General features: G+C 64.4%; 24 protein-coding genes. 22 read left to right on the top strand and 2 right to left on the bottom strand.

Features of this window, described 5'->3' with window-relative positions:
- Positions 1-64: 64 nt before the first annotated feature.
- The 13 genes from proS (at position 65) to mnhG (ending at position 14007) form a co-directional block, all read left to right on the top strand.
- Complete coding sequence (gene proS / locus JWJ88_RS05965; protein WP_205293212.1) at positions 65-1417, top strand: proline--tRNA ligase; 1353 nt, start codon at positions 65-67, stop codon at positions 1415-1417.
- Positions 1418-1744: 327 nt separating this feature from the next.
- A complete protein-coding gene (locus JWJ88_RS05970) occupies positions 1745-2911 on the top strand; it encodes an SGNH/GDSL hydrolase family protein (protein WP_205293213.1) in 1167 nt (388 codons plus the stop codon).
- Between the two features lie 73 nt (positions 2912-2984).
- Positions 2985-4037 carry a glycosyltransferase family 61 protein gene (locus JWJ88_RS05975; RefSeq protein ID WP_205293214.1) on the top strand — a complete coding sequence of 351 codons (1053 nt, stop codon included), beginning with the start codon at positions 2985-2987 and terminating at the stop codon, positions 4035-4037.
- 100 nt (positions 4038-4137) lie between these two features.
- A complete protein-coding gene (locus JWJ88_RS05980) occupies positions 4138-4674 on the top strand; it encodes a serine O-acetyltransferase (RefSeq protein ID WP_240200107.1) in 537 nt (178 codons plus the stop codon).
- A complete protein-coding gene (locus tag JWJ88_RS05985) occupies positions 4667-6238 on the top strand; it encodes an AMP-binding protein (protein ID WP_205293216.1) in 1572 nt (523 codons plus the stop codon). Before JWJ88_RS05980 ends, JWJ88_RS05985 begins: the two co-directional genes overlap by 8 nt.
- 19 nt (positions 6239-6257) lie before the next feature.
- The gene (locus tag JWJ88_RS05990; RefSeq protein ID WP_205293217.1) at positions 6258-6494 is read left to right on the top strand and encodes an acyl carrier protein; all 237 of its coding nucleotides are present in this window, start codon (positions 6258-6260) and stop codon (positions 6492-6494) included.
- A complete protein-coding gene (locus tag JWJ88_RS05995) occupies positions 6487-7731 on the top strand; it encodes a type III PLP-dependent enzyme (RefSeq protein ID WP_240200108.1) in 1245 nt (414 codons plus the stop codon). The genes JWJ88_RS05990 and JWJ88_RS05995 overlap by 8 nt, the downstream gene beginning before the upstream one ends.
- 146 nt (positions 7732-7877) lie before the next feature.
- On the top strand, positions 7878-10757 hold the full coding sequence (locus JWJ88_RS06000; RefSeq protein WP_205293219.1) for a monovalent cation/H+ antiporter subunit A: 2880 nt from the start codon (positions 7878-7880) through the stop codon (positions 10755-10757).
- Positions 10757-11101 carry a Na+/H+ antiporter subunit C gene (locus JWJ88_RS06005; protein WP_205293220.1) on the top strand — a complete coding sequence of 115 codons (345 nt, stop codon included), beginning with the start codon at positions 10757-10759 and terminating at the stop codon, positions 11099-11101. Before JWJ88_RS06000 ends, JWJ88_RS06005 begins: the two co-directional genes overlap by 1 nt.
- Positions 11101-12816, top strand: coding sequence for a monovalent cation/H+ antiporter subunit D (locus JWJ88_RS06010; RefSeq protein ID WP_205295135.1), 1716 nt, complete (start codon positions 11101-11103; stop codon positions 12814-12816). Before JWJ88_RS06005 ends, JWJ88_RS06010 begins: the two co-directional genes overlap by 1 nt.
- Entirely contained in the window at positions 12813-13301 is a 489-nt protein-coding gene (locus JWJ88_RS06015; RefSeq protein ID WP_205293221.1) for a Na+/H+ antiporter subunit E, read from the top strand. Before JWJ88_RS06010 ends, JWJ88_RS06015 begins: the two co-directional genes overlap by 4 nt.
- Positions 13298-13579 carry a K+/H+ antiporter subunit F gene (locus JWJ88_RS06020; protein WP_205293222.1) on the top strand — a complete coding sequence of 94 codons (282 nt, stop codon included), beginning with the start codon at positions 13298-13300 and terminating at the stop codon, positions 13577-13579. Before JWJ88_RS06015 ends, JWJ88_RS06020 begins: the two co-directional genes overlap by 4 nt.
- On the top strand, positions 13576-14007 hold the full coding sequence (gene mnhG / locus JWJ88_RS06025) for a monovalent cation/H(+) antiporter subunit G (RefSeq protein ID WP_205293223.1): 432 nt from the start codon (positions 13576-13578) through the stop codon (positions 14005-14007). The genes JWJ88_RS06020 and mnhG overlap by 4 nt, the downstream gene beginning before the upstream one ends.
- Here mnhG and aroB read toward each other — a convergent pair.
- Together aroB and JWJ88_RS06035 are read right to left on the bottom strand one after the other, a co-directional pair.
- Entirely contained in the window at positions 14004-15107 is a 1104-nt protein-coding gene (gene aroB / locus JWJ88_RS06030) for a 3-dehydroquinate synthase (RefSeq protein ID WP_205293224.1), read from the bottom strand. The two genes, mnhG and aroB, sit on opposite strands and share 4 nt — an antisense overlap.
- On the bottom strand, positions 15104-15640 hold the full coding sequence (locus tag JWJ88_RS06035; protein ID WP_205295136.1) for a shikimate kinase: 537 nt from the start codon (positions 15638-15640) through the stop codon (positions 15104-15106). Before JWJ88_RS06035 ends, aroB begins: the two co-directional genes overlap by 4 nt.
- A 130-nt stretch (positions 15641-15770) precedes the next feature.
- Here JWJ88_RS06035 and JWJ88_RS06040 point away from each other — a divergent pair, with 130 nt between their 5' ends.
- The 9 genes from JWJ88_RS06040 (at position 15771) to accC (ending at position 26224) form a co-directional block, all read left to right on the top strand.
- Positions 15771-16019, top strand: a complete 249-nt coding sequence (locus tag JWJ88_RS06040) for a hypothetical protein (protein ID WP_205293225.1) — start codon at positions 15771-15773, stop codon at positions 16017-16019.
- Positions 16006-17628 (top strand): hypothetical protein, encoded by a 1623-nt coding sequence (locus JWJ88_RS06045; protein WP_205293226.1) that lies wholly within the window; start codon positions 16006-16008, stop codon positions 17626-17628. Before JWJ88_RS06040 ends, JWJ88_RS06045 begins: the two co-directional genes overlap by 14 nt.
- The gene (locus tag JWJ88_RS06050) at positions 17625-18593 is read left to right on the top strand and encodes a tyrosine recombinase (protein WP_205293227.1); all 969 of its coding nucleotides are present in this window, start codon (positions 17625-17627) and stop codon (positions 18591-18593) included. The genes JWJ88_RS06045 and JWJ88_RS06050 overlap by 4 nt, the downstream gene beginning before the upstream one ends.
- Positions 18593-19945, top strand: coding sequence for an HlyC/CorC family transporter (locus JWJ88_RS06055; protein ID WP_205293228.1), 1353 nt, complete (start codon positions 18593-18595; stop codon positions 19943-19945). The genes JWJ88_RS06050 and JWJ88_RS06055 overlap by 1 nt, the downstream gene beginning before the upstream one ends.
- Positions 19946-20177: 232 nt before the next feature.
- Complete coding sequence (gene tkt, locus JWJ88_RS06060; protein ID WP_205293229.1) at positions 20178-22196, top strand: transketolase; 2019 nt, start codon at positions 20178-20180, stop codon at positions 22194-22196.
- A gap of 192 nt (positions 22197-22388) precedes the next feature.
- Positions 22389-23315: a DMT family transporter gene (locus tag JWJ88_RS06065; RefSeq protein WP_205293230.1), complete on the top strand. Its 927-nt coding sequence runs from the start codon at positions 22389-22391 to the stop codon at positions 23313-23315.
- A 25-nt stretch (positions 23316-23340) separates the two neighbouring features.
- Entirely contained in the window at positions 23341-24237 is an 897-nt protein-coding gene (locus JWJ88_RS06070) for a lysophospholipid acyltransferase family protein (RefSeq protein WP_205295137.1), read from the top strand.
- 102 nt (positions 24238-24339) lie between these two features.
- Entirely contained in the window at positions 24340-24864 is a 525-nt protein-coding gene (accB, locus tag JWJ88_RS06075) for an acetyl-CoA carboxylase biotin carboxyl carrier protein (RefSeq protein ID WP_205293231.1), read from the top strand.
- A 7-nt stretch (positions 24865-24871) separates the two neighbouring features.
- A complete protein-coding gene (gene accC / locus JWJ88_RS06080; RefSeq protein ID WP_205293232.1) occupies positions 24872-26224 on the top strand; it encodes an acetyl-CoA carboxylase biotin carboxylase subunit in 1353 nt (450 codons plus the stop codon).
- Positions 26225-26257: the final 33 nt, after the last annotated feature.

The following is a 26257-nucleotide window of genomic DNA, read 5'->3' on the forward strand; positions in this document are numbered from 1 at the left end:
GGAAGGGCGTTGCCCCGCTTTCCGCTCTGCGTTAACTCGGGCCGGCCATCATGAGGATTTCGCCATGCGTCTGTCGCGCTATTTCATGCCCGTCCTGAAGGAAGACCCCAAAGAAGCCCAGATCGTCAGCCACAGGCTGATGCTGCGCGCCGGCATGATCAAGCAGCAGACGGCCGGCATTTATTCCTGGCTGCCGCTGGGCCACAGGGTGCTGCGCCGGATCGAACAGATCGTGCATGAGGAACAGGCCCGCGCCGGCCATATCGCCATGCTGATGCCGACGCTCCAGCCGGCGGACTTGTGGCGCGAAAGCGGCCGCTACGACGATTACGGCGAGGAGATGCTGCGCATCAAGGACCGCCACAAGCGCGACCTGCTTTACGGTCCCACGAACGAGGAGATGGTCACCGACATCTTCCGCAGCCATGTGAACAGCTACAAGGATCTGCCGCTGACGCTGTATCACGTGCAGTGGAAGTTCCGCGATGAGATCCGCCCGCGTTTCGGCGTCATGCGCGGCCGCGAATTCCTGATGAAGGACGGCTATAACTTCGACCTGACCAAGGAAGATGCGCTGCACGCCTATAACCGCCATCTGGTCAGCTATCTGCGCACCTATGAACGCATGGGATTGCAAGCCATTCCGATGCGCGCCGACGGCGGTCCCATCGGCGGCGACTATACGCATGAATTCCTTGTGTTGGCCGAGACCGGCGAGTCCGAGGTCTTTTATGACAGCGAGATCACCGACCTGAAATTCGGTGGCCGCCATATCGACTATGACAACGTCGCCGAGTGTCAGGCGGTGCTGGAGGAGTTCACCAGCCGCTATGCCCGCACCGACGAGACCCATGACGAGGCGCTGTTCAACCAGGTCCCGCAGGAACGTCGCCGGCAGGCGCGTGGCATCGAGGTCGGGCAAATCTTCTATTTCGGCACCAAATACTCGGAGCCGATGGGCGCGACCGTCGTCGGACCGGACGGAAATCGCGTGCCGGTGCATATGGGCTCGCACGGGATCGGGGTCTCGCGGTTGCTGGGCGCGATCATCGAAGCCAGTCACGACGACAAGGGCATCATCTGGCCCGAGGGCGTCACGCCCTTCCATGTCGGGATCGTCAATCTGAAACAGGGCGATGCTTCGACCGATGGCGCTTGCGAGGCGCTTTACGCCGAGTTGAAGGCGCAGGGTCTGGATCCGCTTTACGATGATCGTGACGAAAGAGCGGGTGCGAAATTCGCCACCATGGACCTGATCGGCCTGCCTTGGCGCATCACCGTGGGTCCACGCGGCTTGGCGGCCAACAAGGTCGAATTGACCTCGCGCCGCACGGGCGAGTCGGTCGAGCTTTCGCCGCAAGAGGCGGTCGTCCGGCTGCAGGAGATTTATCGGCCGGTGGCCGAGGCGGCGAAATAAACACCACGGCCGTGCTTGTGGCTGGGTCCAATGGGTATTTGGCCAACGAAGAAAAACCGAAAGGTGGCGTCCTGGGGCGCTGCCTTTTTTTGATGCGTGGCAATATGCTCGGGCGGCGGTCGTTCCGCCAGCACACGTCCGTAAGGGTCGGGAATCTGGACATCAACAACGCGACGTCGGCCTTAATGGTTTCTTCATCTGCAATTATCATTATGACGTCAAAGAGGTGATCGCGACTGTCGCCCGATTCCATGTCTGCCCGGAAATCTACTGGACTGACGGCATGATTTGGGCAGGATCGGCGGCGGGTTTGTTGGTGTATGGGTCATGGGTTCAGGCGGAGCAAAACGTATCGGCATGGGGATTCTGGTCGCCGCAATGGTTGCGGCGGGCGCATTTTTTGCCTGGCACAAGCCGCCGCGTCCGCTAACGCCTGTGCCGGCACTGAGCCTTGCGAATGACGCGGGTTTTCAGGCCAACCTGATCCCGCCGCAACCCGGATTGTCCGCCCTGCCCGCCGAGGTAACCGGACGCGTGGCAGCGGGTCCCTTGGCCGAGGGGTATCGTCACGAATGGCCGGCTTTCCATGCCTCGGCCAGGTTCGAAGGGACGGGCGTCATCCTGCGTTTTGACGATTCGCTCAATCGCTGGCGCGTGACCGTGGATGACAAGGCGGTCGAGATTTCCCGCCCCGGGCAGCAGGATCTGCGCATAGACGGGCTTTTGCCCGGCCCTCACGATATCCGCGCCGAGAAGATCAGCGAATCAAGTGGCCCGGCGCTTTTCGGCGGATTCTTTCTGGATGATCGCGCCAAGGCACTGTCCCCATCGCCGCCCACACCGCGGCTGATCGAGTTCATCGGCGACTCCGATACCGTCGGCTTTGCCAACACCGCCGAGCGCCGCGATTGCGATGCAGGGGAAATCTATGCTGCGACGGATACCAGCCGCAGCTTCGGCCCCCAGGTCGCGGCCGCGATTGACGCGGATTACCGAATCATCGCCCGCTCGGGCATCGGGCTTTTGCGCAATTACGGGGGGGCGGATCCGGAACATACCATGGACCAGCTTTACCCGCTGGCCCTGCCGGGGGACCCCGCAGCACCCGCCATACCGCAACGCAAGGCGGATATCCTTGTCATCGGGCTTGGCTCCAACGTCTTCGGATCGGAACTGGCACCTGGCGAGCGTTGGCGCGACAAGGCCCAATTGCGCCATGACTTCGGCCCCGCGCTGGCCGATTTCGCCGCCGCGCGCATGCAAGAGAACCCGGGCGCGCTTCTGGTGCTCTTGGCTTTCGGAGAATACGGGCCCGAGTTGATCGAGGCGCATCGCACCGCCTCGGAGCTGCTGACCGCCCGGGGTTTTGGAAACCGCTTGCTTATTCTGCCCAATCCAAAGCGCAATGCCTGTCTATGGCATCCATCGGCCAGCGACCACAAGATGATCGCACAGGCGCTTATCGACGAGTTGAAGGGGCTGGATCACCGCTGAAACAATCGATCTGCCCCTTGCGCCCGTCGCCTTGCGTCCTCAAACTCCACCAGACAAGCCAGCCGAGCCGCCAATGCATTCCCTCCGACCGATCCACAACCGCCTGCGTCGCCTTTTCGGTCTGGCCCGCGCGGATTTTTTCGACACTGCTGTCGAGCGGTGGGAAATCTGTCCCGCCGAGGTGGTCGAAATCACACCGGGGATTTGGCTGCCCGATCAGATCGAGCATATTTCGCGAACCGAATTCGGCGCGTTGCCCGATATTCTCGCGCAGATGCAGGGCAATCCGGCGGAACACACCTCGCCGACCATGGGGTATCGGTTTCGCGACGTCGATTTCGTCGATGGCGTGTTGCATGCCCGCGGGGCCGAGCGGCACTTGCGCCAGCGCAAGCAGTCCCGGCTGACATATGCCCCGCCGCGCGAAAGCCTGTCAGGGGCGCTTTACGAAAGCTGGATCGGCAACCGCTGGTTCGGCAACTGGTTGCTGAATGACTGCCTGGCCTATCGCCTTGCCGAAGATGCCGGCGCGCCCGTGACCTCGGCCCCTGTCCGCGGCGGCCATATCGCGCGCTACGAAGAATTGCTGGGCATGGCGCCGCACCGTATCGGCGACGCACATTTCGACGAACTGATCCTGTTCGACGACCTGCACAACAACAGCCACCGCCGCGCACGCGCGCAGGAAAACCGCGCCCGCATCCTGAATGGCGCCGTGTCGAAACCCCTGCGCGGTGTTTTTATCTTTCGCGGCGACAGCGGTGATGCCCGCATCCTTGAGAACGAGGCCGAGATCGCCGAGCGGTTGGAGGCCGAATACGGCTTTCTCACACTCTATATAGACCGTCATGATGCGGATGAACTGGCCCATGCGGCCGGCGCGGCCCAACTGGTAGTCGGGGTCGAGGGGAGCCAGTTGGCCCATGGCGTGATCGCCATGGCTCCGGGCGGGACGGTGCTGACGCTGCAGCCGGCGGACCGGGTGACGACCTCTCTCAAGCTGCTGACGGATTGCTGGCAGCAGCGTTACGCCATGGTTGTGGGCTCGGGCACCGCCCGCGGCTATCTGGTGGAATGGGACCAGATCCGGCGCACTCTTGACCTGATCGCCGCCCAAATCCCCTAAAACCCGTCCTAACAGTCAGGTTGAGTTTGGCGCGAGACATCGGAATATGTACCCGGGCAAGCTTTATTTCCCGCCGAAGTAATTAAACAAGTGTATGGTGATGTTCGAAACTCTCCGGGATGACTACAAAAGACACGGCCGTTCGCTGACTGAGCCCGCCTTTGTCTCACTTGCCGTCTATCGCTATGGCCGATGGGCCATCGGGCTAAGAAATCCGCTGCTGCGCTGGCTGGCCAACAAGCTTTACGCGGTGATGAAGACCCTGATCCTGAACGTGACCAAGGTCTGGATTCCGCCGCAGGTCGTTCTGGGCAAGGACTTCCACATCATCCACGCCGAGGGCTCGCTTTCCATCCATCCCGATGTGGTGATCGGCGACCGCTGCGGTGTGATGCACAATGTCACCATCGGCACCAATATGGGGCCGGGGGCGCCGGTGATCGGCGACGATGTGTTCATTGGGGTAAATTCCTGCGTGCTGGGGCCGATCACCATCGGCGACAGGGTGCGGATCGGCGCCAATACCGCGGTGACGACCAATGTGCCGCCGGATTCGGTGGTGATCGGGTCACCGGCCAAAATCTATCCCAGCCTGCCGATCTTTGCCGCCAGAAAAAAGGTCCCCGCCGATGAGTGACGATTTCGACCGCTGCATGTGGCGGATGCTGGCCGACAACCTGCCGGTCCGCGCGGAAAAGACCGCCGCCGTGGATCAGGGCCGCGCGGCAAGCTACGCCGAACTCGCGGCCGAGGCGGGGCGCGTGGCCGATTGGCTGGTATCGCGCGGTATCCGGCCCGGCGACCGGGTGATCGTGCATCTGCGCAAGGGCATAGACGAGGTCGGGGCCATGTTCGGCGCCTGGAAAATGGGTGCCGTGGTCATCAACGTGAACATCCGCTGGACGGCTGCGCAGCTTGCCTATGTCGCGCACGACAGCCGTGCGCGCGCGGTGATTTTACCCCGCAATGCGCTTGATGCGCTGACGGGCGAACATGCCTTGCCCGAGGGCACGGCATATCTTGTTCAGGGCAAGGCCGAGGGCCTTGTCCAGGGCGCGGACCCCTGGCAGGCGCTTGCCGCCGACCAGGCTTCCGCGCCCGACGAACCCGACCCGCGCGGGTTGGCGATGATCATCTATACCTCGGGCTCGACCGGCGCGCCCAAGGGGGTGATGCTGAGCCATCGCAATATCCGCGCGGGTGCCATCTCGGTCGCCGATTATCTGGGATTGGACGAAAGCGACCGCCTGCTTTCGGTGCTGCCCTATAGTTTCGACGCCGGGCTGAATCAGTTGACCACCATGCTCCTGACCGGGGGAACGGTGGTGCATCAACCGCTGACCATGCCGGCCGAGATCATCCGCATGGCCAAGGCCGAAGCGGTGACCGGCATCGCCGGTGTGCCGCCGCTCTGGAACCAGATCGTGCGGCTGCTGGTGGACCGGCCTACCGAACTGCCGACGCTACGCCGGATCACCAATACCGGGGGCAAGATCCCCCCGAATATTCTGGAACTGCTGCCGCAGGTCTTTCCGGGGGTCGACATCTACCTGATGTATGGGCTGACCGAGGCTTTCCGCTCGACCTACCTGCCGCCGCAGAAGTTTGCGCAGAAGATGGGTTCGATCGGAAGGCAGATCCCGAACGCGCAGGTCTTTGCCATCAAGCATGGTGAAGGCGTCGCCGGCCCGGGCGAGCAGGGCGAACTGGTCCACGCCGGCCCGCTGGTAAGCATGGGATATTGGGAGAAGCCCGAGATCACCGCACAGAAAATCCGCCCCTGTCCCGAGCTCTTCCACCTGCTGGGGGACGAGGCCGTGGTGTGGTCGGGCGATCTGGTCCGCGTCGATGAGGATGGCGATCTGTGGTTCGTCAGCCGCATGGACGAAATGATCAAGACGCTGGGTTTCCGCCTGTCGCCCACCGAAGTCGAGGATGCGATATCGCAAAGCGGCCTTGTCACCGACGTCGTGGCCTTCGGGGTCGAGGACGCGGATCTGGGTCAAGCGGTTCACACGGTGGTGACCTATCTGCCGCAGGCCGAGGAAAGCGCGCTTGCCGCACATTGCGCCCGCACCATGCCGCATTACATGCGACCTCAGCGCTACCATTGCTGGCAAGGCGCCATGCCGCGTACGGCCAGCGGCAAGCTGGACCGTCCCGCCATCATTTCCGCGGCGAGGGCCGCATTGCAGAACTGACCAGAAAGGCATTGAATCCATGAGCTTGAGCAAGGACGAGTTGATCCGCTATATCCGCAGCGACCTGAACATCGACACGCCGCTGGAGGGCGAGACCGAGCTGTTCTCGACCGGCATGCTGGATTCGGTGGCGATGGTAGGGCTGATCTCATTCGTCGAACAGCAGGCCGGCGTACGCGTCCAGCCCGGCGACGTGACGCTGGACAATTTCGATACCGTCGATGCCATCCTTGCCTATGTGCAGTCCCTTGACTGACGTTGAGACCGGCCTTGACCGGCAGTTGGCTAATGCCGCCGCGCGTTTCGGCACTCCGGCCTATGTCTATGCCACCGATCTGGTCGAGGCGCGGCTGGCGCATCTTCGCACGCATCTAGGGCGCTGGTTCGCCATCAGTTTCGCAGTCAAGAGCAACCCCAATCCAGCCATGCTGGACTGGATGCGGGACCGGCTGGATTACCTCGACATCTCATCGGGCGGAGAATTCGCATTGGGCCGGCAGGCGGGTTGGGATGCGGCGAAGATCAGCTTTACCGGCCCGGCCAAGCGCGAAACCGAGCTGCGCGCCGCCATCGAGGGCGGTTTGGGCGAGTTGGTGCTGGAAAGCCTGCGCGAGGCACGACTGGCCGATGCCATCGCCAAAGAGTTGGGCTGCATACAGCCGGTGTTGATCCGCATCGCGCCGGCGCGCGTGCCCAAGGGGTTCGGCGACCAGATGGCGGGCCGGCCCAGCCCCTTTGGCGTCGATGTCGAGGACGCGGCCGAGATCCTGCCGCAAATCGCTGCCCTGCCGAACCTGCGCATCATCGGGCTGCATATCTATTCGGGCACGCAATGTCTGAAGCCCGAGGCGATTTGCGAAAACTGGCGCATCTTCATGCAGGTGTTTTCCGATATCTGCACGACGCTGGATCTCAGTCCTGAAAAACTGATCTTCGGTGCCGGGCTCGGCATCCCCTATCATCCTGGCGACAATGAGTTGGACCTGTCGGCAATCGCGGCTGAAATCGGTCCCGAACTCGACGCCTTCCGCGCCGGTCCGCGCTTTGCCCGCAGCCGGCTGGTGCTGGAACTGGGCCGGTATCTTGTCGGACCGGCCGGCTGGTTCGTGACCCGTGTCGTCTCGGTCAAGCAGTCGCGGGGCAGCCGAATCGCGATTTGCGACGGCGGGCTGAACGACAACCTTGCCGCCTCGGGCAATTTCGGCATGGTGCTGCGGCGCAATTACGTCATGCATCGCATAGGCGGGGACGAGAACGGCACCCTGCCCGAAGAAAAGCAGGATCTGTCCGGCCCGCTTTGCACCTCGATCGACAAGCTGGGGGGCGGCGTGACTTTGCCGCGGCTGGAAGAGGGCGACCTGATCGCCATCCACGCTTGCGGCGCTTACGGACCGACGGCCAGCCCGCTGCATTTCATCAGCCATCCCATGCCGGCCGAGGTGCTGATAACCGGCGGTCAGATGCAGGACGTGACACGTATCCGGGACCGCTGAACCCCTCTGTCGCGCCCGCCCCTCCGGGCGCGATAAAATAATGCTGATCTTGTGTTTTTAGGCCGATTTTATCGACCGTGTCGGTTGTGTTTTCCGGTGCCGCACGTCTATTATCGTCGCACATCCCGAGCCTAAAAAGGAACACAATGGTCGAACAGAACCTGTTGCTCTTGCTTGTTCTGACGCCATTCGTGTCGGCCGCCCTGGCGGCCACACTTCCGATTGGGGCGCGTAACGCCGAAGCCTGGCTGGCCGGGCTGACGATGATCGTCGTGCTGGTCATCCTGGGCGTGCTTTATCCCGCAGTGACCCAGGGGCAAAACATCACCGGCACCTTCCAATGGGTCAGTTCCATCGGGCTTGACCTGACCTTCCGAATAGACGGTTTTTCCTGGCTATTCATGGTGCTGGTGGCAGGGATTGGTTTTCTCGTCATCCTGTATGCACGTTATTACATGTCGCCCGAGGATCCGGTGCCACGGCTGTATTCCTGCCTGCTGGCCTTTACCGGTGCCATGTCGGGGGTGCTGCTGTCGGGCAACATCATCATGCTGGTGGTGTTCTGGGAACTGACCAGCATCGTCTCTTTCCTGCTGATCGGCTATTGGTTCCAGCGTCAGGACGCGCGCGACGGGGCGCGGATATCGCTGATCGTGACCGCTTCGGGCGGGCTGTGCCTGATGGTGGCGATGATCATCCTGGGCCAGATCGCCGGCAGCTACGAGCTGGATGCCGTACTCAAGGCCGGGCCGCAGATCACCAGCCACCGGCTTTACCCGGTGGTGCTGATCCTGTTCCTTGTGGGCGCGTTCACCAAGTCCGCGCAGTTCCCGTTCCATTTCTGGCTGCCCAACGCCATGGCCGCCCCAACGCCGGTTTCGGCCTATCTGCATTCGGCAACCATGGTGAAGGCCGGCGTCTTCGTCCTTTTGCGCTTTCATCCGGCGCTGGGCGGCACGGATGCATGGTTCCAGATCGTCACCGGAATTGGCATGACCACGCTGCTTTTGGGTGCGGTGGCGGCGCTGTTCCGCCACGATCTGAAAGGGCTTCTGGCCTATTCCACCATCAGCCATCTGGGGCTGATCACCGCGCTTGCCGGGATCGGCAGTCCCTTTGCGCTGGTCGCAGCGGTATTTCACATCGTCAACCATGCGGTTTTCAAGGCATCGCTGTTCATGGCCGCCGGGATCATCGACCACGAGACCGGGACCCGCGATATGCGCCGGCTGTCCGGTTTGGCGCGGGCGATGCCGGTCACGGCGATGCTGGCGATCATCGCCTCGGGGGCCATGGCCGGGGTGCCTTTGCTCAACGGTTTCCTGTCAAAAGAGATGTTCTTCGAGGCGACCTATGTCTGGAACAACGGCGGCTCGCTCGACAATTTCGCCCCTTACGTCGCCGTTCTGGCCGGAGCTTTCAGTGCAGCTTATTCGCTGCGCTTCATCGTGACGGTGTTTTTCGGCCCGCCCGCCACCGACCTGCCGCGTGAACCGCACGAGCCACCCCTGCTCATGCGGCTGCCTGTGGCGATTCTGGTGGCGATCTGTCTGGCTGTCGGCATGTTTCCGCAGCAGGTGTTGGGCACTTGGCTGCAAACTGCGGGTCTGGCCGTCGTCGGCCCCGAACTGCCGCAATTCAGCCTGAAGATCTGGCACGGCGTCAACCCGCCCCTGATCATGAGCCTGATCGCCATGACGCTTGGTGCGCTGATCTATCTGCTGCCGCGCCGGCTGATCGATTCGGGCGAGGATGGCACCTGGCTGATGCGCCGGCTGGATTTCGCGCGCGGCTTCGACTGGCTGATGCAGGCCACCTCGATCCGGTTTCCGCGCTTTGCGCTGCGGGTACTGTCCGCGAACGGGCTGCAGGCCCAGTTGCGCGCCATGGTTCTGCTGTCTCTGGCGGGGACTTGGTTCGTGCTGCGCAGACTGGACTGGAACGTGCCCATGCCGCAGATCGGCGCCAGCGAACTGGTCTTTGCCCTGCTTTGGCTGGTCGGCGGCGCCTGCGCCATCGGCGCGGCATGGCAGGCCAAGTATCACCGTTTTGCCGCCTTGGTGCTGATGGGCGGTGCGGGGCTGGTCACCTGCGCAACCTTCGTCTGGTTGTCGGCGCCCGATCTGGCTGTGACCCAGCTTCTGGTCGAGATCGCGACGACTGCCTTGCTGCTGCTGGGCCTGCGCTGGCTGCCCAAGCGCAACGTGGAAATCTCGGGCGACAAAACGCTGGCAGCCCGCGGTCGCCGCGCTCGCGATCTGTTGATCGCGCTGGCTTGCGGCACGGGCATGACCGCGCTGGCGCTGGCCGTGCTGCTGACTCCGCCGGGCGCCTCGGTCGGCGACTGGTTCCTGCGCAACGCCTATGTCGAGGGCGGTGGCACCAATGTCGTCAATGTCATCCTGGTCGATTTCCGTGCTTTCGACACATTCGGCGAGATCACCGTGCTCGCTGTCGTCGGGCTGACGGTCTATGCGCTGCTGCGCCGTTTCCGCCCGGCCCCCGAAAGCGTCGAGCGGCCACGCCCGCAACTGGACGCCGAAGAGCAGGCGCTGGAGGCTTATCTGTTCGTGCCCTCGGTCCTGATGCAATGGATGTTCGCGCCGATCATCGCGCTTTCGGCCTATCTGTTCTTCCGCGGCCATGACCTGCCGGGCGGGGGCTTTGCCGCCGGCGTCACTTTGGCCATCGGGCTGCTGCTGCAATATGTCGCCGCCAATGTGCGCTGGGTCGAGGCACGGATCGTCGTGCTGCCGGTGCGCTGGATGGGTGCGGGTCTGACCATCTCGGCGGCGGTCGGGGCGGGGTCGTGGATATTCGGCTATCCCTTCCTCAGCGCGCATGCGCAATATCTGGACATTCCGATCCTCGGCAAGGTGCCCTTCTCGACCGCGATGCTGTTCGATTTCGGCGTGTTCTCGACAGTGCTGGGCGCCATCGTGCTGATGTTGATCGCCATTGCCCACCAGTCGCTGCGTGTCGCCCCACGCAGCCGATCCACCGAGGCCAGCGAGGAGACGAACTGATGGAACTGATCCTTGCCCTAGCCATCGGTATTCTTGTCGGATCTGGCGTCTGGCTGCTTTTGCGCCCGCGTTCCTATCAGGTCATCATCGGCCTGTGCCTGCTGGCCTATGGGGTAAACCTGTTCATCTTTGCCATGGGCCGGCTTTACATCGGCGCCGCGCCGATCATGCCCAAGGGCGGCTTCGTCGATCCGACCGCCTATGCCGACCCGCTGCCGCAGGCGCTGGTGCTGACCGCCATCGTCATCAGCTTTGCCACTACGGCGCTGTTTCTGGTGCTGATGATCGCCTCGCGCGGGGTCACCGGCACCGACCATGTCGATGGCAAGGAGCGTCATTCATGATGAACGACGCCATGCCCAACCATTTGATGATCGCGCCGATCCTGATCCCGCTGCTGGCGGGCGCGATCATGCTGTTTTACAACGACCGGCACCGGCAGATCAAACTGATCATGGGACTGGTGGCTGTGGGGCTGTCGTTCCTCGCCTCGGTCGAACTGATGTCGGATGTGAAGTCCGCGACCGAACAGGGCGGCACCGTGGTCGGGCTTTACATGCTTGGCGACTGGCCGGTGCCGATCGGCATCGTCCTGGTGCTGGACCGGCTTTCGGCGATGATGGTGATGCTGACCGCGCTTTTGGCGGCGCCTTCGCTGATCTATGCGGCCGCCGGCTGGCACGGCAAAGGCCAACATTACCACAGCATGTTCCAGTTCCTGCTGGCCGGGGTCAACGGTGCCTTCCTAACCGGGGATCTGTTCAACCTCTTCGTCTTTTTCGAGGTGATGCTCGCAGCCTCCTACGGGCTGATGCTGCATGGTTCCGGCCCCGAGCGGATCAAGGCCGGCTTGCATTATCTGGCGGTGAACCTGGCGGCCTCGCTGTTCTTCCTGATCGGGGCGGCGTTGGTATATGGCACCACCGGCACGCTGAACATGGCCGATATCGGCCGGGCGCTTTATTGGCTCGACGATGCAGAGCGGCTGCTGTTTCACGCCGCCGCCACCTTTCTGGGTCTTGCCTTCCTGATCAAGGCGGCGGCATGGCCACTGTGCTTCTGGCTGCCGCCGACCTATGGATCCGCCTCGCCGCCAGCCGCCGCGATCATGGCGATCATGACCAAGGTCGGGATCTATGTCATCCTGCGGCTGTCGCTGCTGGTGCTGGGGCCGGATGCCGGTCCCTCGGCCGGGTTCGGCGCATCCGTGCTGATGATCGGCGGGGTGCTGACCATGGGCTTTGGTATGATAGGGATCCTCGGCACACCCGAACTGGTGCGCAAGGGCGGCTATCTGGCGATCATCTCGTCGGGCACGGTGCTGGCCTCGATCGGCTTTGCACAGGCCGGGGGCGGCAGTGCGATGCTGGGCGGCGCGCTTTACTATATGGTGGGTTCGACCGCAGCCATTTCGGCCTTTTTCCTGATCGCCGAGCCGGTCAGCCGCAACGACCACGGCGACGACGACGCCCCGGTCGAGGATGACGGTTTCGACCCGCTTTCGGAACGCTGGGCGCCCATGGGCCTTGGCACAGTCGAGGACACCACCGCGCCGGCCAGCCATCGCACCGTAAGCTGGCTGACCATGGCGATCTGCTTTTCGCTGGTCGCCGCGATGATCGCCGGCCTGCCCCCGATGCCGGGCTTTATCGGCAAGTTCGCCATCCTGCGCGGCGCGGTTCAGGACAACCTGCCTGCCTCGGGCCACCTGCCGGTGATCCTGTGGGCCTATGCCGCCATGCTGATCCTGTCCGGTCTGGGCGCACTGATCGCCCTGATGCGTTTCGGCATCCGCCGCTTCTGGGCCGAAGAGGGCCCCACCCCGCGCATTCTGGCACTTGAGGTCGTGCCGGTGGTCATGCTTCTGGGCATGATCGGCTTGCAGACCGTGCGCTCGGACGCGCTGCTTGGCTATACCAATGCCACCGCCAGCGCCCTGTTGGAGCCGGGCGTCTATCGCAATGCCGTGCTGAGCGGGGCGCAGGACGTTAGGGCCGCCCCGATCCAAAGCCTTGCCCCCGATCCGCAGCCCGAGACCGGCCCGGAGGAAGCGGAATGACCCGTCTTATCCCCCATCCGATCCTCTCGGCCACGCTGGTGCTGATGTGGCTGTTTCTGACCGCGTTCACACTGGGCCACCTGCTGCTGGGCACGATGATCGCGCTGGGGGCCGGCTGGTCGGTGGAACGTCTGCATCCGCCCCGGCCGGTATTCCGGCGCTGGCTGGCAATCCCCAAGCTGATGCTGATCGTGGCGCGCGACATCCTGCGGTCGAACATAACCGTAGCGCGGGTGCTACTTCTGGGCCCCGACCACCCGAAATATCACTCGGGCTTTGTCGAACTGACCCTGCGGCTAAGCGATCCCAACGCGCTGGCGGTGCTGGCGATTATCGTTACCGCCACCCCCGGCACCGCCTGGATCGAGTTCGACCAGGAGGAAAACCGGCTTTTGCTGCATGTCCTTGATCTGCGTAGCGACGACGACTGGCAGATCTTCATCCGCGACCGATACGAGGCATTGCTGCTGGAGATATTCGAATGACCGCCGATATCCTTCGCTTTGCCCTGGGCTATGCCCAGATCGCCCTGATCCTGGCACTGGCGCTGGCCTGCTGGCGGATGCTTCAGGGGCCCCGTGCGCAGGACCGCGTGCTGGGGCTGGACACGATGTACAGTATCGCCATGTTGCTGTTTCTGGTGATCGGCATGGGCAACGGCAATGTCTTTTTCTTTGAAGGCGCCTTGGTGATCGCGGTGCTGGGGTTTGTCACCACGGTCTGTGCCGCCAAGTTCCTGATGCGTGGCGAGGTGATCGAATGATGCATCTGGAGCAATTGCCGACATGGGCCGCGATCATCATCGCCGTTTTCGTTATCGTCGGCTCGTCGCTGGCGCTGCTGGGCGCCATGGGTCTGGTGCGGTTGAAAAGCTTTTATCAGCGATTGCACGCGCCGACGCTGGGCTACAGCTATGGCACGCTGCTGATCATCCTGGCCTCGATGCTGATGTTTTCGCTGCTCGAAGGCCGTGCGGTGGTGCATGAGCTGATGATCGGCATTTTCATCATGGTCACGACGCCGATCACGCTTTTGATGCTTGGCCGCGCTGCCCTGCGCCGCGACCGTGACCGCAAGCTGGGCCATGACGAAGACGTGCCGCCCCGAAACCGTCCCGAACCGCCGGCCGGGACCGAGGCCGGCGACACGCAGGCCAGCGATCCCGAACCCGATCTGCCGCGCCGCCCCTAGCGCGATTGCGCCAGTACCTGCCGCAGCATGTCGGGATCGACCGCATCGGTAACGAAAGCCTGACCGATGCCGCGCGCCAACACAAAGCGCAACCGCCCATCCTGCACCTTCTTGTCCTGAGCCATCAGCGCGATCAGCGCCTCGTCATCGGGCAGATCGCCCGGAATGTCGCGGATGCGGGCAGGCATACCCATGGCGGCGAAATGCGCCGCGACGCGCGAGGGCGCCTCTTGGCTGCACAGACCCATGCGGGCGGAAAGTTCAAAGGCCAGCGCGCAACCGATCGCCACCCCCTCGCCATGCAACAGCCGGTCGGAATAGCCTGTGGCCGATTCCAGCGCATGGCCGAAGGTATGGCCAAGGTTCAGCAAGGCGCGCTCGCCCTGCTCGGTTTCATCGCGCTGAACAATGCCTGCCTTCATCTGGACCGAATGGCGCACAGCGCGTTGACGCAGTGCCGGATCGCCGGCCAGCGCCGTGGCATTGGCCTCTAGCCACTCGAAGAAATCCTCGTCCCCCAGCAGCCCGTATTTCGCCACTTCGCCATAGCCTGCACGGAAATCGCGCGGCGTCAGCGTGGTCAGCACGTCGATATCGGCCAGAACCAGCGCCGGCTGGTGAAAGGCACCGATCAGGTTCTTGCCTTGTGGGCTGTTGATGCCGGTCTTGCCGCCCACCGAACTGTCCACCTGCGCCAGCAACGTCGTGGGAATCTGCACGAAACGCACGCCGCGCCGCAGGATCGCGGCCGCGAAACCAGCCAGATCGCCGATCACCCCGCCGCCAAGCGCGATCACCAGATCCTTGCGCTCGATCTTCTGCGCAAGCAGCCACTCCACGGCACGACCCAGTTCGGCCCAGCATTTCGTCGCCTCGCCCGCAGGCAGCGCCAGTGCCGGAGCGTCGACCCCCTGCGCGGCCAGCGCCTCGCGCAGCGCCGGCAGATGCAGCGCGGCAACCGTTTCATCCGTCAGGATGGCGACGCGGCGGCGGCCCGCCAGCGCCACGATCTCATCGCCAGCCTGCCCCATCAGGCCCTGACCTATCCGGACGTCATAGGAACGCGCGCCCAGATCCACGTGAACGGTGTCGATGCTCATTTATCCTCCAGAATCGCCGGATCATGCGTGCGTATCGCGGCCAACACGCGATCCGCCGTCTGTTCGATGCTGTCGCCGCGCTGCGCGGCAACGCGGATGTCGGCCAGTGCATAGACCGGGCTGCGTTCCGCCAGAAGCCGCGCCAATGTGCCGTGCGGGTCGGCGGTCTGCAACAGCGGCCGGGTCGGCCGGTGGCGGACGCGATGCCACAGCGTGTCCAGATCGCAATCCAGCCAGATCGAAACGCTGTCTTCGCCGATACGGTCGCGGTTTTCGGGACGCAGCCAAGCCCCGCCCCCGGTCGAGACGACACCGGGCCCCGATGCAAGCACCCTGCCCAGCACCTCTGATTCGCGAGCGCGAAAGAATTCCTCGCCGTCGCGGGCAAAGATTTCCGGTATGGTCATGGCCGCCGCGCGCTCGATCTCGACATCGGTGTCGGTGAACGGCCTGTGCAACCGGCGCGCAACCTCGCCACCGATCGCGGTCTTTCCCGCCCCCATCATCCCGATCAGCACGATGTTACGCCGCATCACCACCCGGATCCCACCTCTTGCAACCGGACAGACTGATGGCGTGATCTTTCGGGAAATGCCATATATATTTCGCACGAACCGGCAGCAGACCGGCATTACAAGTATTTCGAGGCGGAAGGGACATTTCATGCGGCTTTTGAAGGTGGTTGTGGTTCTGGTCATCCTGATTCTGGCGGGTCTGGCCGGTTATGCCTATTTCGGCGACATGACCTCGGACCCAAACGAGATGCGGATGCCGGTCGAACTGGATCTGGGCGCGGACAGCCCGACGCCACAGCCGGCCGCAACCACCGGAGCCGCGTCCGCTGAGGATGGCGATGCCGCACAACCGGCCGCGACCGACGGCGCGGAAGCGGGGCAGAATGACCTCGACTGACCGCCTCGGTCTGGCCTGCGCCCTGGCGGCGGGGCTGGCGCTTGCCCTGCCTGCCTGGGCCAAGCCACCGCTTTCGGCCAGCGATTGGCTGTCGGGCAGCGTGCAGGAACCCGGCACCATCTCGTCCTGGCGGCCCGGCGATCCGCGCCCGCCCGAGCTCAAGCGCCGAACCACGCGCGACATCGCCCCCACCGGCGCGGTCGAGCCGGTCGGCGTGACGCGGCTGGGCGAAGGCAATCCCGACAGCAAGGGCACGGTTTCGCCCCGCGCCGCCGGCCTGCCCGCGAACCTGTGGAGCGACAGCGAAGCGGCGGTGCTGGTGCGGCTGATCCGCAGCTCGAACCCGCGTCTGCCTGCGCTGCGGCGTCTTGAACGGCGGGTGCTGGCCGCGCAATTGCGCCCTCCGCGGACCGAGGCCGGGCAGGAAGGCATGTTGTTTCTGGCGCGGGTGGACAAGCTTCTGGACATGGGGGCCACCGGCGCTGCCAAGGAGTTGCTGAAAGCCGCCGGTCCCGGCGACCCCGAGCGGTTCCGGCGGCTTTTCGACATCGCCCTGCTTTCCGGCGATGAGGCGCAGGCATGCGAGATCATGGACCGCACGCCCGGCGTCGCGCCCAGCTTTCCGGCGCGCATATTCTGTCTGGCTTATGGCGGCGACTGGGCCGCGGCGGCCCTGGTGTTCCACGGGGCGCAGGCCATGGGCCGGATCGACCCGCAAATGACTGAGTTGCTGGCGCAATATCTGGACGACGGCTACTCGGATGGCGCCGAAGAGGTCGTGCCACCGCCCGTGGTCACGCCATTGGATCTGCGCCTGCACGAGGCAATCGGCCAGCCGCTGCCATCCACCAACCTGCCCCTGGCCTTCGCGCTGGCCGATCTTGACCAGAACGAGGGGTGGAAGGCCCGGCTGGACGCGGCCGAGCGACTGGCGCGGGGTGGGGCGATTCCGGCCTCGCAGCTCCGCATGATCTATCTGGAACAAAAACCTGCCGCATCGGGCGGGGTCTGGGACCGCGCCGCCGCCGTGCAGGCGCTGGACGATGCGCTGCTTTTACGCGACGAAGCAGCCGTGGCCCGCACGTTGCCTCCCGCTTTCGACGCCATGGTCGCGGCGGGGCTGGGTCCATCGCTGGCCGATATGATCGGGGCAGAGGTCGGTGCCATGGGGATCGGTGGCAAGGCAGGCCAGATGGCGCTGTGGCTTGCCTTACAGGCCGCGCAGCCGCAGGTGGTGCAGAACCCGCCGGCCGATATCGCGCCCTTCGATCTGTGGCTTTTGCGTTTTGCCGAGGGCGAACCGGCATCCGAGCCGCCACCGGGGAATGGCGAGCCCCTGGCGGCCGCGCTGTTCCCTGCTTTCCTTGGGCCGTCGGAACAGAACGTGCCGCAAGGCGCGGCGCAGTTGATCCTTGCCAACCGGCGGGGCGAGGCCCTGTTTGCCGCCATCGCCGATGTCGATGCCGGGCTGGATGGCGATCTGCCGCGCGCGGCCCAAGGCTTGCGCACCTTGCGTGCGCTTGGCCAGCAGGAAATCGCCCGTCAGGCTGCGATAGAACTGATCCTGGCGCCGGCGATCATGCCCGCGCCGGGCACCGGCGCACCGTGAACAGCGAGCGTGGCAGCGACCGGGGCCGTATCTCGGCCTTTCTCGACGCACAAGCGGCCGAGGCGGGGGCAGCGCGCAACACGTTGCTGGCCTATGGTCGCGACCTGAGGGATTTCACCGATTGGCTGGCGGCCCGGAACGAAAGCCTGCAAACGGTCCTGCGCGAAGGCATTGAGGATTACCTGTCCTATTGCGACGCGCAGGGACTTTCGCGCGCGACACGGGCGCGGCGGCTGTCCGCGATCCGGCAGCTTATGCGTTTTTCACTTGAAGAAGGCTGGCGCGAGGACGATCCCGCCGGCCGCATCAGCGGCCCCGGCCGGTCGCAGCGCCTGCCCAAGACGCTAGACCGGGCCGAGATGCAGGCCATGCTGGACGCCCTGCCCCGCATCGGCCGCAATGAAACCGAACGTGCCCGCAATCTGGCCTTGTTTGAGCTGATCTATGCCACCGGCATGCGGGTAAGCGAATTGGTCTCGCTGCCCGCCGGCACCTGCCGCGGCGATCCGGTCCTGCTGTTGATCCGCGGCAAGGGCGGCAAGGAACGCATGGTGCCTCTCAGCGATCCGGCCCGTCAGGCGCTGGCGGCGTGGCTGAAGCGGCGCGACAACGCCCCTGCGGAAAGTCCGCTTGGCCGGCTGGTCGCGGGCAAGGGTGCGCGCTGGCTGTTTCCCGCCGCCAGCCGCGAGGGGCATATGACACGTCAGGCGATGAACAACCTGCTGAGCCAATTGGCGATTGCGGCGGGGATTGATCCGGCCCGCGTCTCGCCGCATGTGATCCGCCACGCCTTTGCCACGCATCTGCTGGAAGGCGGGGCCGATCTGCGGGCAATCCAGACCCTGCTGGGCCATGCCGATCTGGGCACGACCGAGATCTATACCCATGTCATGGATACGCGGATGCGCGATCTGGTGCTGAATCACCATCCGCTGGCGAACAGCCGCCGCAATGGAAAAGAGTGATGATCCCCGCAACCCTACCCGCCCCCCTAGCGCCATATGACCTTGCCTTCTGGCTGATCGGCGCGGTGATCCTGCTGCTTTTGGCGCTTTCGGCATTTTTCTCGGGTTCCGACACCGCGTTGACTGCCGCAAGCCGAAGCAAGCTGCGCGCCCGCACCGACAAGGGCGACCGGCGCGCCGAGGCCGCGCTTGAGGCATTGGATGATAGCGAACGCCTGAACGGCGCGATCCTCGTCGGCGACAATTTCGTCAAGATCCTCGCCGCCAGCCTGGCGACGGCGCTGGGGATGCGCGTCCTTGGCTGGGGCGGGGTGGCGCTGGCGGTACTGGTCATGGCGCTTCTGGTGCTGGTGCTTGCCGAGGTCCTGCCCCGAACCTGGGCGCGCCTTGCCCCGGAAGACGTCGCCGGCCGCATTGCCCGCCCCTTGGGCGCATTTGCCCGCTTCCTTGCCCCCGTGGTCTGGGCGGTGCGGTTGATCGTGCGCGGACTGCTGGTGCCTTTCGGCATTCGCGCCAATCATTCGGGCCCGGTGTTTTCCGTGCAGGACGAAATCGCCGATGCTCTCGCTGTCGCCCAATCAAGCGGCACCGTGCAAAAAGAGGATCGCGATCTTCTGATGGGCGCGCTGGATCTTGGCGAACGCTCGGTCGAAGAGGTCATGCTGCATCGTTCGGGCATCGAGATGATCGACGCCGATCTGGGCGCGGCAGAGGTGCTGGATCTGGTGCTGAAAAGTCCCCATACCCGACTGCCCGTCTTTCGCGGCGAGCGCGAGAATGTCATCGGCGTAATCCATGCCAAGGACCTGTTGCGCGGCGTGCGCCGGGCGCTTCAGGAACGCGGTCCCGAGGCGCTGCAGAATTTCGACGTGCTCAGCACCGCCATGCCGCCCTATTTCGTGCCCGAGACCACGCCGCTGGACGAACAGATGCGCGAATTCCTGAACCGGCGCACGCATTTCGCGCTGGTCGTGGATGAATACGGCAGCCTGCGCGGACTTATCACGCTGGAGGATATTCTGGAGGAGATCGTCGGCGAGATCACCGACGAACATGATACCGAGGCAACGCAATCGCTGGTTCCGGGGCCGCAAGGCGACTATCTGGTCGACGGGGCGATGACCATCCGCGACCTGAACCGGGCGCTGGACTGGACGCTGCCCGACGAAGAGGCCAATACCGTTGCAGGTCTCGTGATCCACATGGCCCAGTCGATCCCGGCGGCGGGCCAGGTCTTTTCCTTCCAGGGCTATCGCTTTGAAATCGTCGCGCGGCGGGAAAACCGCATCACCCGGCTGCGCATCCGACCCCTGGAACAGCCGCTGCCAGATGACGAGGCTCAGGCGCACTGATCAAACGGCGAAAACTGCGCTGAAGGCATCTCGCTGCCTGCGCGATCCATTCCTGCGCATCGCGGGCAGGCAGGTTGCACGAAGAAGACCCACCCGTGCGATACCTGATCTGTGGTCGATCCGCGGTCGCTTCCTCACGGGAAACCGCCCGTCCGATCCCGAGGCGGCTTGCAACCGCGCGCCCTCCTGCCTATCAGGACATGCCGCCACACAACAGCACGGAAATCCCGATATGGACATCGTCGCCCGCCGCAAGGCCGATCCCGCTCACTGGCGCCTCGCCACCGCAATTCGCGCCCTTTCCATGGATGCCGTCGAGGCAGCGAACTCGGGCCATCCCGGCATGCCGATGGGCATGGCCGATGTTGCCACGGTCCTGTTTCGCAACCACCTGACATTCGACGCCGCCGCGCCGAACTGGTTTGACCGCGACCGCTTCGTGCTGTCGGCCGGCCACGGTTCGATGCTGATCTACTCCCTGCTCTACCTGACCGGCTATGAGCAGATGTCGATCGACCAGATCAGGAACTTCCGTCAGTGGGGGTCGATCACCGCGGGCCACCCCGAATACGGCCATGCCGAAGGGGTCGAGACGACGACCGGCCCACTGGGTCAGGGTATCGCCACCGCCGTCGGCTTCGCCATCGCCGAAGAGGCGATGCGCGCCCAGTTCGGCGCCGAGCTTTGCAGCCACAAGACCTGGGTCATCGCCGGCGACGGCTGCCTGATGGAGGGCATCAGCCAGGAAGCCATCGCACTGGCCGGCCACCAGAAGCTGAAGAACCTGATCGTCCTGTGGGACAACAACGACATCACCATCGATGGACGGGTGTCGCTGTCGGATTCGACCGATCAGCTCAAGCGGTTCGAGGCTTCGGGCTGGCGTACGATTTCCTGCGACGGCCATGATCCTGCCGATATCGACCGCGCACTGACCGATGCGGCCAGCGGCAAGGACGACCGCCCGGTGCTGGTGGCCTGCAAGACCATCATCGGCTTCGGCGCACCCAACAAGCAGGACAGCTCGGGCGTGCATGGCTCGGCGCTGGGTGCAGCGGAAATCGCCGCCGCGCGCGAAACGCTTGGCTGGGAATCGCCTGCCTTCGTCATCCCCGAGGATATCCTTGCCGATTGGCGGGCCATCGGCATCAAGGGCCGGACCCAGCGTGAGGCTTGGGCAACCCGGGTCGATACGGCGGAAAACCGCGACGAATTTGCCCGCCGCATCTCGGGCGGCGTCAGCGACCGGCTTGCCCCGACCCTTGCCGCGCTCAAGGAACAGGCGTTGGCCTCGCAACCCAAGGTCGCAACCCGCCGCGCCAGCGAAATGGTGCTCGAGGTGGTGAACCCCGAACTGCCCGAAATGCTGGGCGGCTCGGCCGATCTTACCGGCTCGAACAATACGAAAACCAAGGATCTGGGCATCTTCACCCCGGAAAACCGTCAGGGCCGCTATATCCATTACGGCATCCGCGAACACGGCATGGCGGCGGCGATGAACGGCATCTGGCTGCATGGCGGTTTCCGTCCCTACGGCGGCACCTTCATGTGCTTCACCGATTACGCACGCGGCGCCATGCGGCTTTCGGCGCTGATGGGCCTGCCGGTGACCTATGTCATGACCCATGACAGCATCGGTCTGGGCGAGGATGGCCCGACCCACCAGCCGGTCGAGCATCTGGCGATCTGTCGCGCCACGCCCAACACGCTGACCCTACGGCCCTGCGACCTGATCGAAACGGCCGAGGCGTGGGAAATCGCGTTGACAAGCGAATCCAGCCCCACCGTCATGGCGCTCTCGCGCCAGAACCTGCCGCTTTTGCGTCAGGAAGCGGATGAAAACCTCTCGGCCAAGGGCGCATATGTGCTGCGCGAAGCCAGCGCCGCGCCCAAGGTGATCCTGATGGCTTCGGGCTCCGAGGTGGAAATCGCCGTCACCGCACGCGATACGCTCGAGGCTCAGGGCATCCCGACCCGCGTCGTCTCGGTCCCGTCGATGGAACTTTTCCGCGATCAGGACACCGAATACCGCCAGCAGGTCCTGCCCGCCGGCACCGTCCGCATCGCCATCGAGGCTGCGGTGCGCCAGCCTTGGGAATGGTTGCTGCTGGGCGAACGCGGGCGCGAGGAAACCTCGGGCTTCATCGGCATGACCGGGTTTGGCGCCTCGGCCCCGGCGCCGACCCTCTACAAAGAGTTCGGCATCACCGCCGAGGCCACCGTCGCCGAAGCGCGCCGCTTGCTTGGCTGACCCAGTATCCGGGCCGCGCCCAATCGGGTGCGGCCCAAAAATCTTCTTAAAATCCGCATGAGACAAAGCGGCAATGCACCCATGCACCCGGTTTTCTCTGTTGCCCAAATACCCATGCGACAATAAGCCCGGGCGCCCAGCCCGCCCCTGACAGGCACAAAACCAAACCGGCACAAGCAGAAGGGACCAGCCATGACACCGCCAAAAGCCGTTTCGGGCGTGCGGTCGGCGATCCTCGCTCCTCCGGGCGATCTGGCGCGCGCGACGCAATTGCGCGGCATCCTGCTTTTGCTGTTGGCGATCTTTCTGTTCACGCTGATGGACGCGACCGGGAAATATCTCTCGACGCTCTACCATCCGGTGCAGGTGGTCTGGGTGCGCTTCGTCACCAATCTCGCCATCGTCGCCGTCGTCTTTGCGCCCCGTTTGGGCAGGACGCTGCGAACCACGCGCCCGGTCGTGCAGTTCTTTCGCGGCGTGACACAGCTTGGTTCGATCCTGCTGTTCTTCGGCGCATTGCAGTTCATCGGTCTGGCCGAGGCAACTGCGATCATGGACATCAACCCGGTGCTGATCACCCTGGGCGCGGCGGTCTTTCTGGGCGAATCCATCGGCATCCGCCGCATTCTCGGCATCCTGGCCGCGCTTTGCGGCGCCTTGATCATCATCCGCCCCGGCGCAGGCGTGTTCCACCCGGCGGCCCTGCTGGCACTGATTGCCGCATTCACCTATGCGGCCGGGGCGATCCTGACACGTATCGCGCGCAGCGATTCCACCGCGACCTCGGTGCTGTGGTCGGCGCTGGTCGGCTCGATCCTGTCCTCTCTTGCCGTGCCATTCTTCTGGCAACCGGTCGCAGCGGGCGACATCTGGGCCTTTTTATTGCTCGGCGCGCTGGGAACCGCGGCGCAGGTGCTGTTGATCCGCGCCTTTTCACTGGCCGAGGCCGCGGCCATCGCGCCGTTCGGCTATACCGGGCTGATCTGGGCCGGGCTCTGGGGCTGGTTGTTCTGGGGCGCGCTGCCCGACCTGTGGACCTTTGTCGGCGCGTTGATCATTGTGGTCGCCGGCATATATGTCTGGATGCGCGAGGCCCGCACCATGCATCGGCCGGCATGAACCACAGCGCATGAACAGGACCGCGATGAGCGAGACCCAGATCGAGACACAGGACCCCGTCCCGCTGCGCGACCGCATCGCCAATGGCGCCTTCCTGGCGGTCATGGGGCTGGCGCGCATTCTGCCCTATCGGCGACGCGTGCCGGCCATGGGGTGGTTTTTTGCCCATGTGCTGGGTCCGCTCGCCGGCTGGCGCAGGCGCATCCGCGCCAACCTGGCCATGGCCCGACCCGATCTTTCCGAAGCCGAGGTTCGCCGCCTGACCCTCGCCGTACCCGAGAATGCCGGTCGTTCGCTGGCCGAGATCTATTCCGGCACCGAGTTCACCGACCGCATCCACCGGACCGATCCGCTGACCGGCCCCGGCCTGCCCGCGCTGGAACAGGCCGCCCTGGCGGGCCGTCCCGTCATCCTGGCGGTGGCCCATTTCGGCAATTACGACGCGATGCGCGCGGCGCTTTCGGGGCGGGGCTGGCCCGTCGGGGCGCTCTACCGTCCCATGAACAACGAGGCATTCAACCGCCATTACATCCCCGCCATGCGCGCCATCGCCGAGCCGTTGTTCCCGCGCGGGCGGTCGGGTCTAGCTGCCATGCTGCGGTTTTTGAAGGGCGGCGGCTGGCTTTCACTGGGGTTCGATCAGTTCGACGACCATGGCGCCGAATTGCGCTTTTTCGGCCTGCCCACGAAAACCGTGCTGACCCCGGCCGAGCTGGCGCTGCGTTACGATGCGCTGATCCTGCCCATCGCCGGCGTGCGCCAACCCGATGGGCTGAGCTTTCGGGTCGAGGTCGGCGTTCCGGTCCCCCACAGCGATGCCGCCACGATGATGCAGGCGCTGAACGACGATCTGGAAAGGCTGGTGCGCGACCATATGGAGCAGTGGTTCTGGGTGCACAGGCGCTGGAAACGCCGGGGTTGAGCAGCGAAACCCTTTCCCTTGGGTCGCCCTACGGTCTATAAGAACGCCAAAATCCGCCGCGCAACCAGAACGCGGCCCCAACAATGAAATCCAGAGGACGGCATGAGCGACGATTCCAAAAACGCTGGTAACGAAAAGCGCCAACACGAGGGCGACGTCGCCTTTATTCAGGCGCTTGCCGAATTGCTCAACCGCAACGAGTTGACCGAACTGACCGTCAAACGCGAATATGACGAGAACGACCGGCTGACCGTTAGCCTGTCCAAGCATATCAAGCAAATCGCCCAGCCAGCCGCCGCTCCGGCCGCCTTTCCTGCCGCTGCGCCCGCAGCATTCGCCGCCGCACCTGCGGCGGCCGCAGCGCCTGCCGGCCTTGACGACCCGGCCAGCCTGCCCGGCGTCGTGGCCTCGCCCATGGTGGGCACCGCCTATCTGTCGCCCGAACCCGGCGCGACCGCGTTCGTCAGCATCGGCCAACAGGTCAAAGAGGGCGAGACCCTGCTGATCGTCGAAGCCATGAAGACGATGAACCATATTCCCTCGCCCCGCTCGGGCACGGTCAAGCGGATCCTCGTGGACGACGGCAGCCCGGTCGAGTTCGGCGCGCCCCTGATGGTCGTCGAGTGAGGGCGGGATGTTCGACAAAATCCTGATCGCCAATCGTGGCGAGATCGCGCTTCGCGTGATCCGCGCCTGCCGTGAAATGGGCATCGCCTCGGTCGCGGTGCATTCCACCGCCGATACCGATGCGATGCATGTGCGCATGGCTGACGAATCCGTGTGCATCGGCCCGCCGCCCTCGACCGACAGTTATCTGTCGCAACCCGCCATCATCTCTGCCTGCGAAATCACCGGCGCTCAGGCCATCCATCCGGGCTATGGCTTCCTGTCAGAAAACGCCGGCTTCGTGCAGATGGTCGAGGATCACGGCATCACCTTCATCGGCCCCTCGGCGGAACATATCCGCATCATGGGCGACAAGATCACCGCCAAGGACACGGCTAAATCGCTGGGTATCCCGGTGGTTCCCGGCTCGGACGGCGGCGTGCCCGACGTTGCCGCAGCCCGGCAGGTTGCGGCCGAAATCGGCTATCCGGTCATCATCAAGGCCACCGCCGGCGGCGGCGGGCGCGGCATGAAGGTCGCCAGCGACGAGGCTGCGCTGGAAAACGCCTTCCGCACCGCCCGCGCCGAGGCGAAGGCCGCCTTTGGCAACGACGAAGTCTATATCGAGAAATACCTGCAACGCCCGCGCCATATCGAAATTCAGGTCTTTGGCGACGGTCGCGGCAACGCCGTGCATCTGGGCGAGCGTGATTGTTCACTGCAACGCCGTCACCAGAAAGTGTTCGAAGAGGCCCCCGGCCCCGTCATCACGCCCGAGCAGCGCGACCGCATCGGCAATATCTGCGCGGACGCGATGGCAAAGATCGGCTATCGCGGTGCCGGCACCATCGAATTCCTGTTCGAAGACGGCGAGTTCTATTTCATCGAGATGAACACCCGGCTTCAGGTCGAACATCCGGTGACCGAGGCGATCTTTGGCGTAGATCTCGTGCGGCAGCAAATCCTTGTCGCCGCCGGCGAAGAGATGGAGTTCCGCCAGGAAGACCTGCAAATTCGCGGCCATGCCATTGAGGTGCGGATCAACGCGGAAAAACTGCCGAACTTTACCCCCTCGCCCGGCACGATCACGCAATATCACGCCCCGGGTGGCCTTGGGGTGCGGATGGACAGCGCGATCTATGACGGCTACCGCATTCCGCCCTATTACGACAGCTTGATCGGCAAGCTGATCGTGCATGGGCGCGACCGGCCCGAGGCGCTGGCGCGGCTGCACCGCGCGCTTGGCGAGCTGATCGTGGACGGGGTGGATACCACCGTGCCGCTGTTCCGGGCCTTGATCGAAAATCCCGATATTCAGCGCGGGGATTACTCGATCCACTGGCTAGAGCGCTGGCTGGCCGAGATGGCCGTCAGCGCCTGAGCGATGCGGCACCCGGCGCGACAGACGGTCCCT

Origin of the sequence: Paracoccus methylovorus (assembly GCF_016919705.1) — a bacterium.
Lineage (GTDB): Bacteria > Pseudomonadota > Alphaproteobacteria > Rhodobacterales > Rhodobacteraceae > Paracoccus > Paracoccus methylovorus.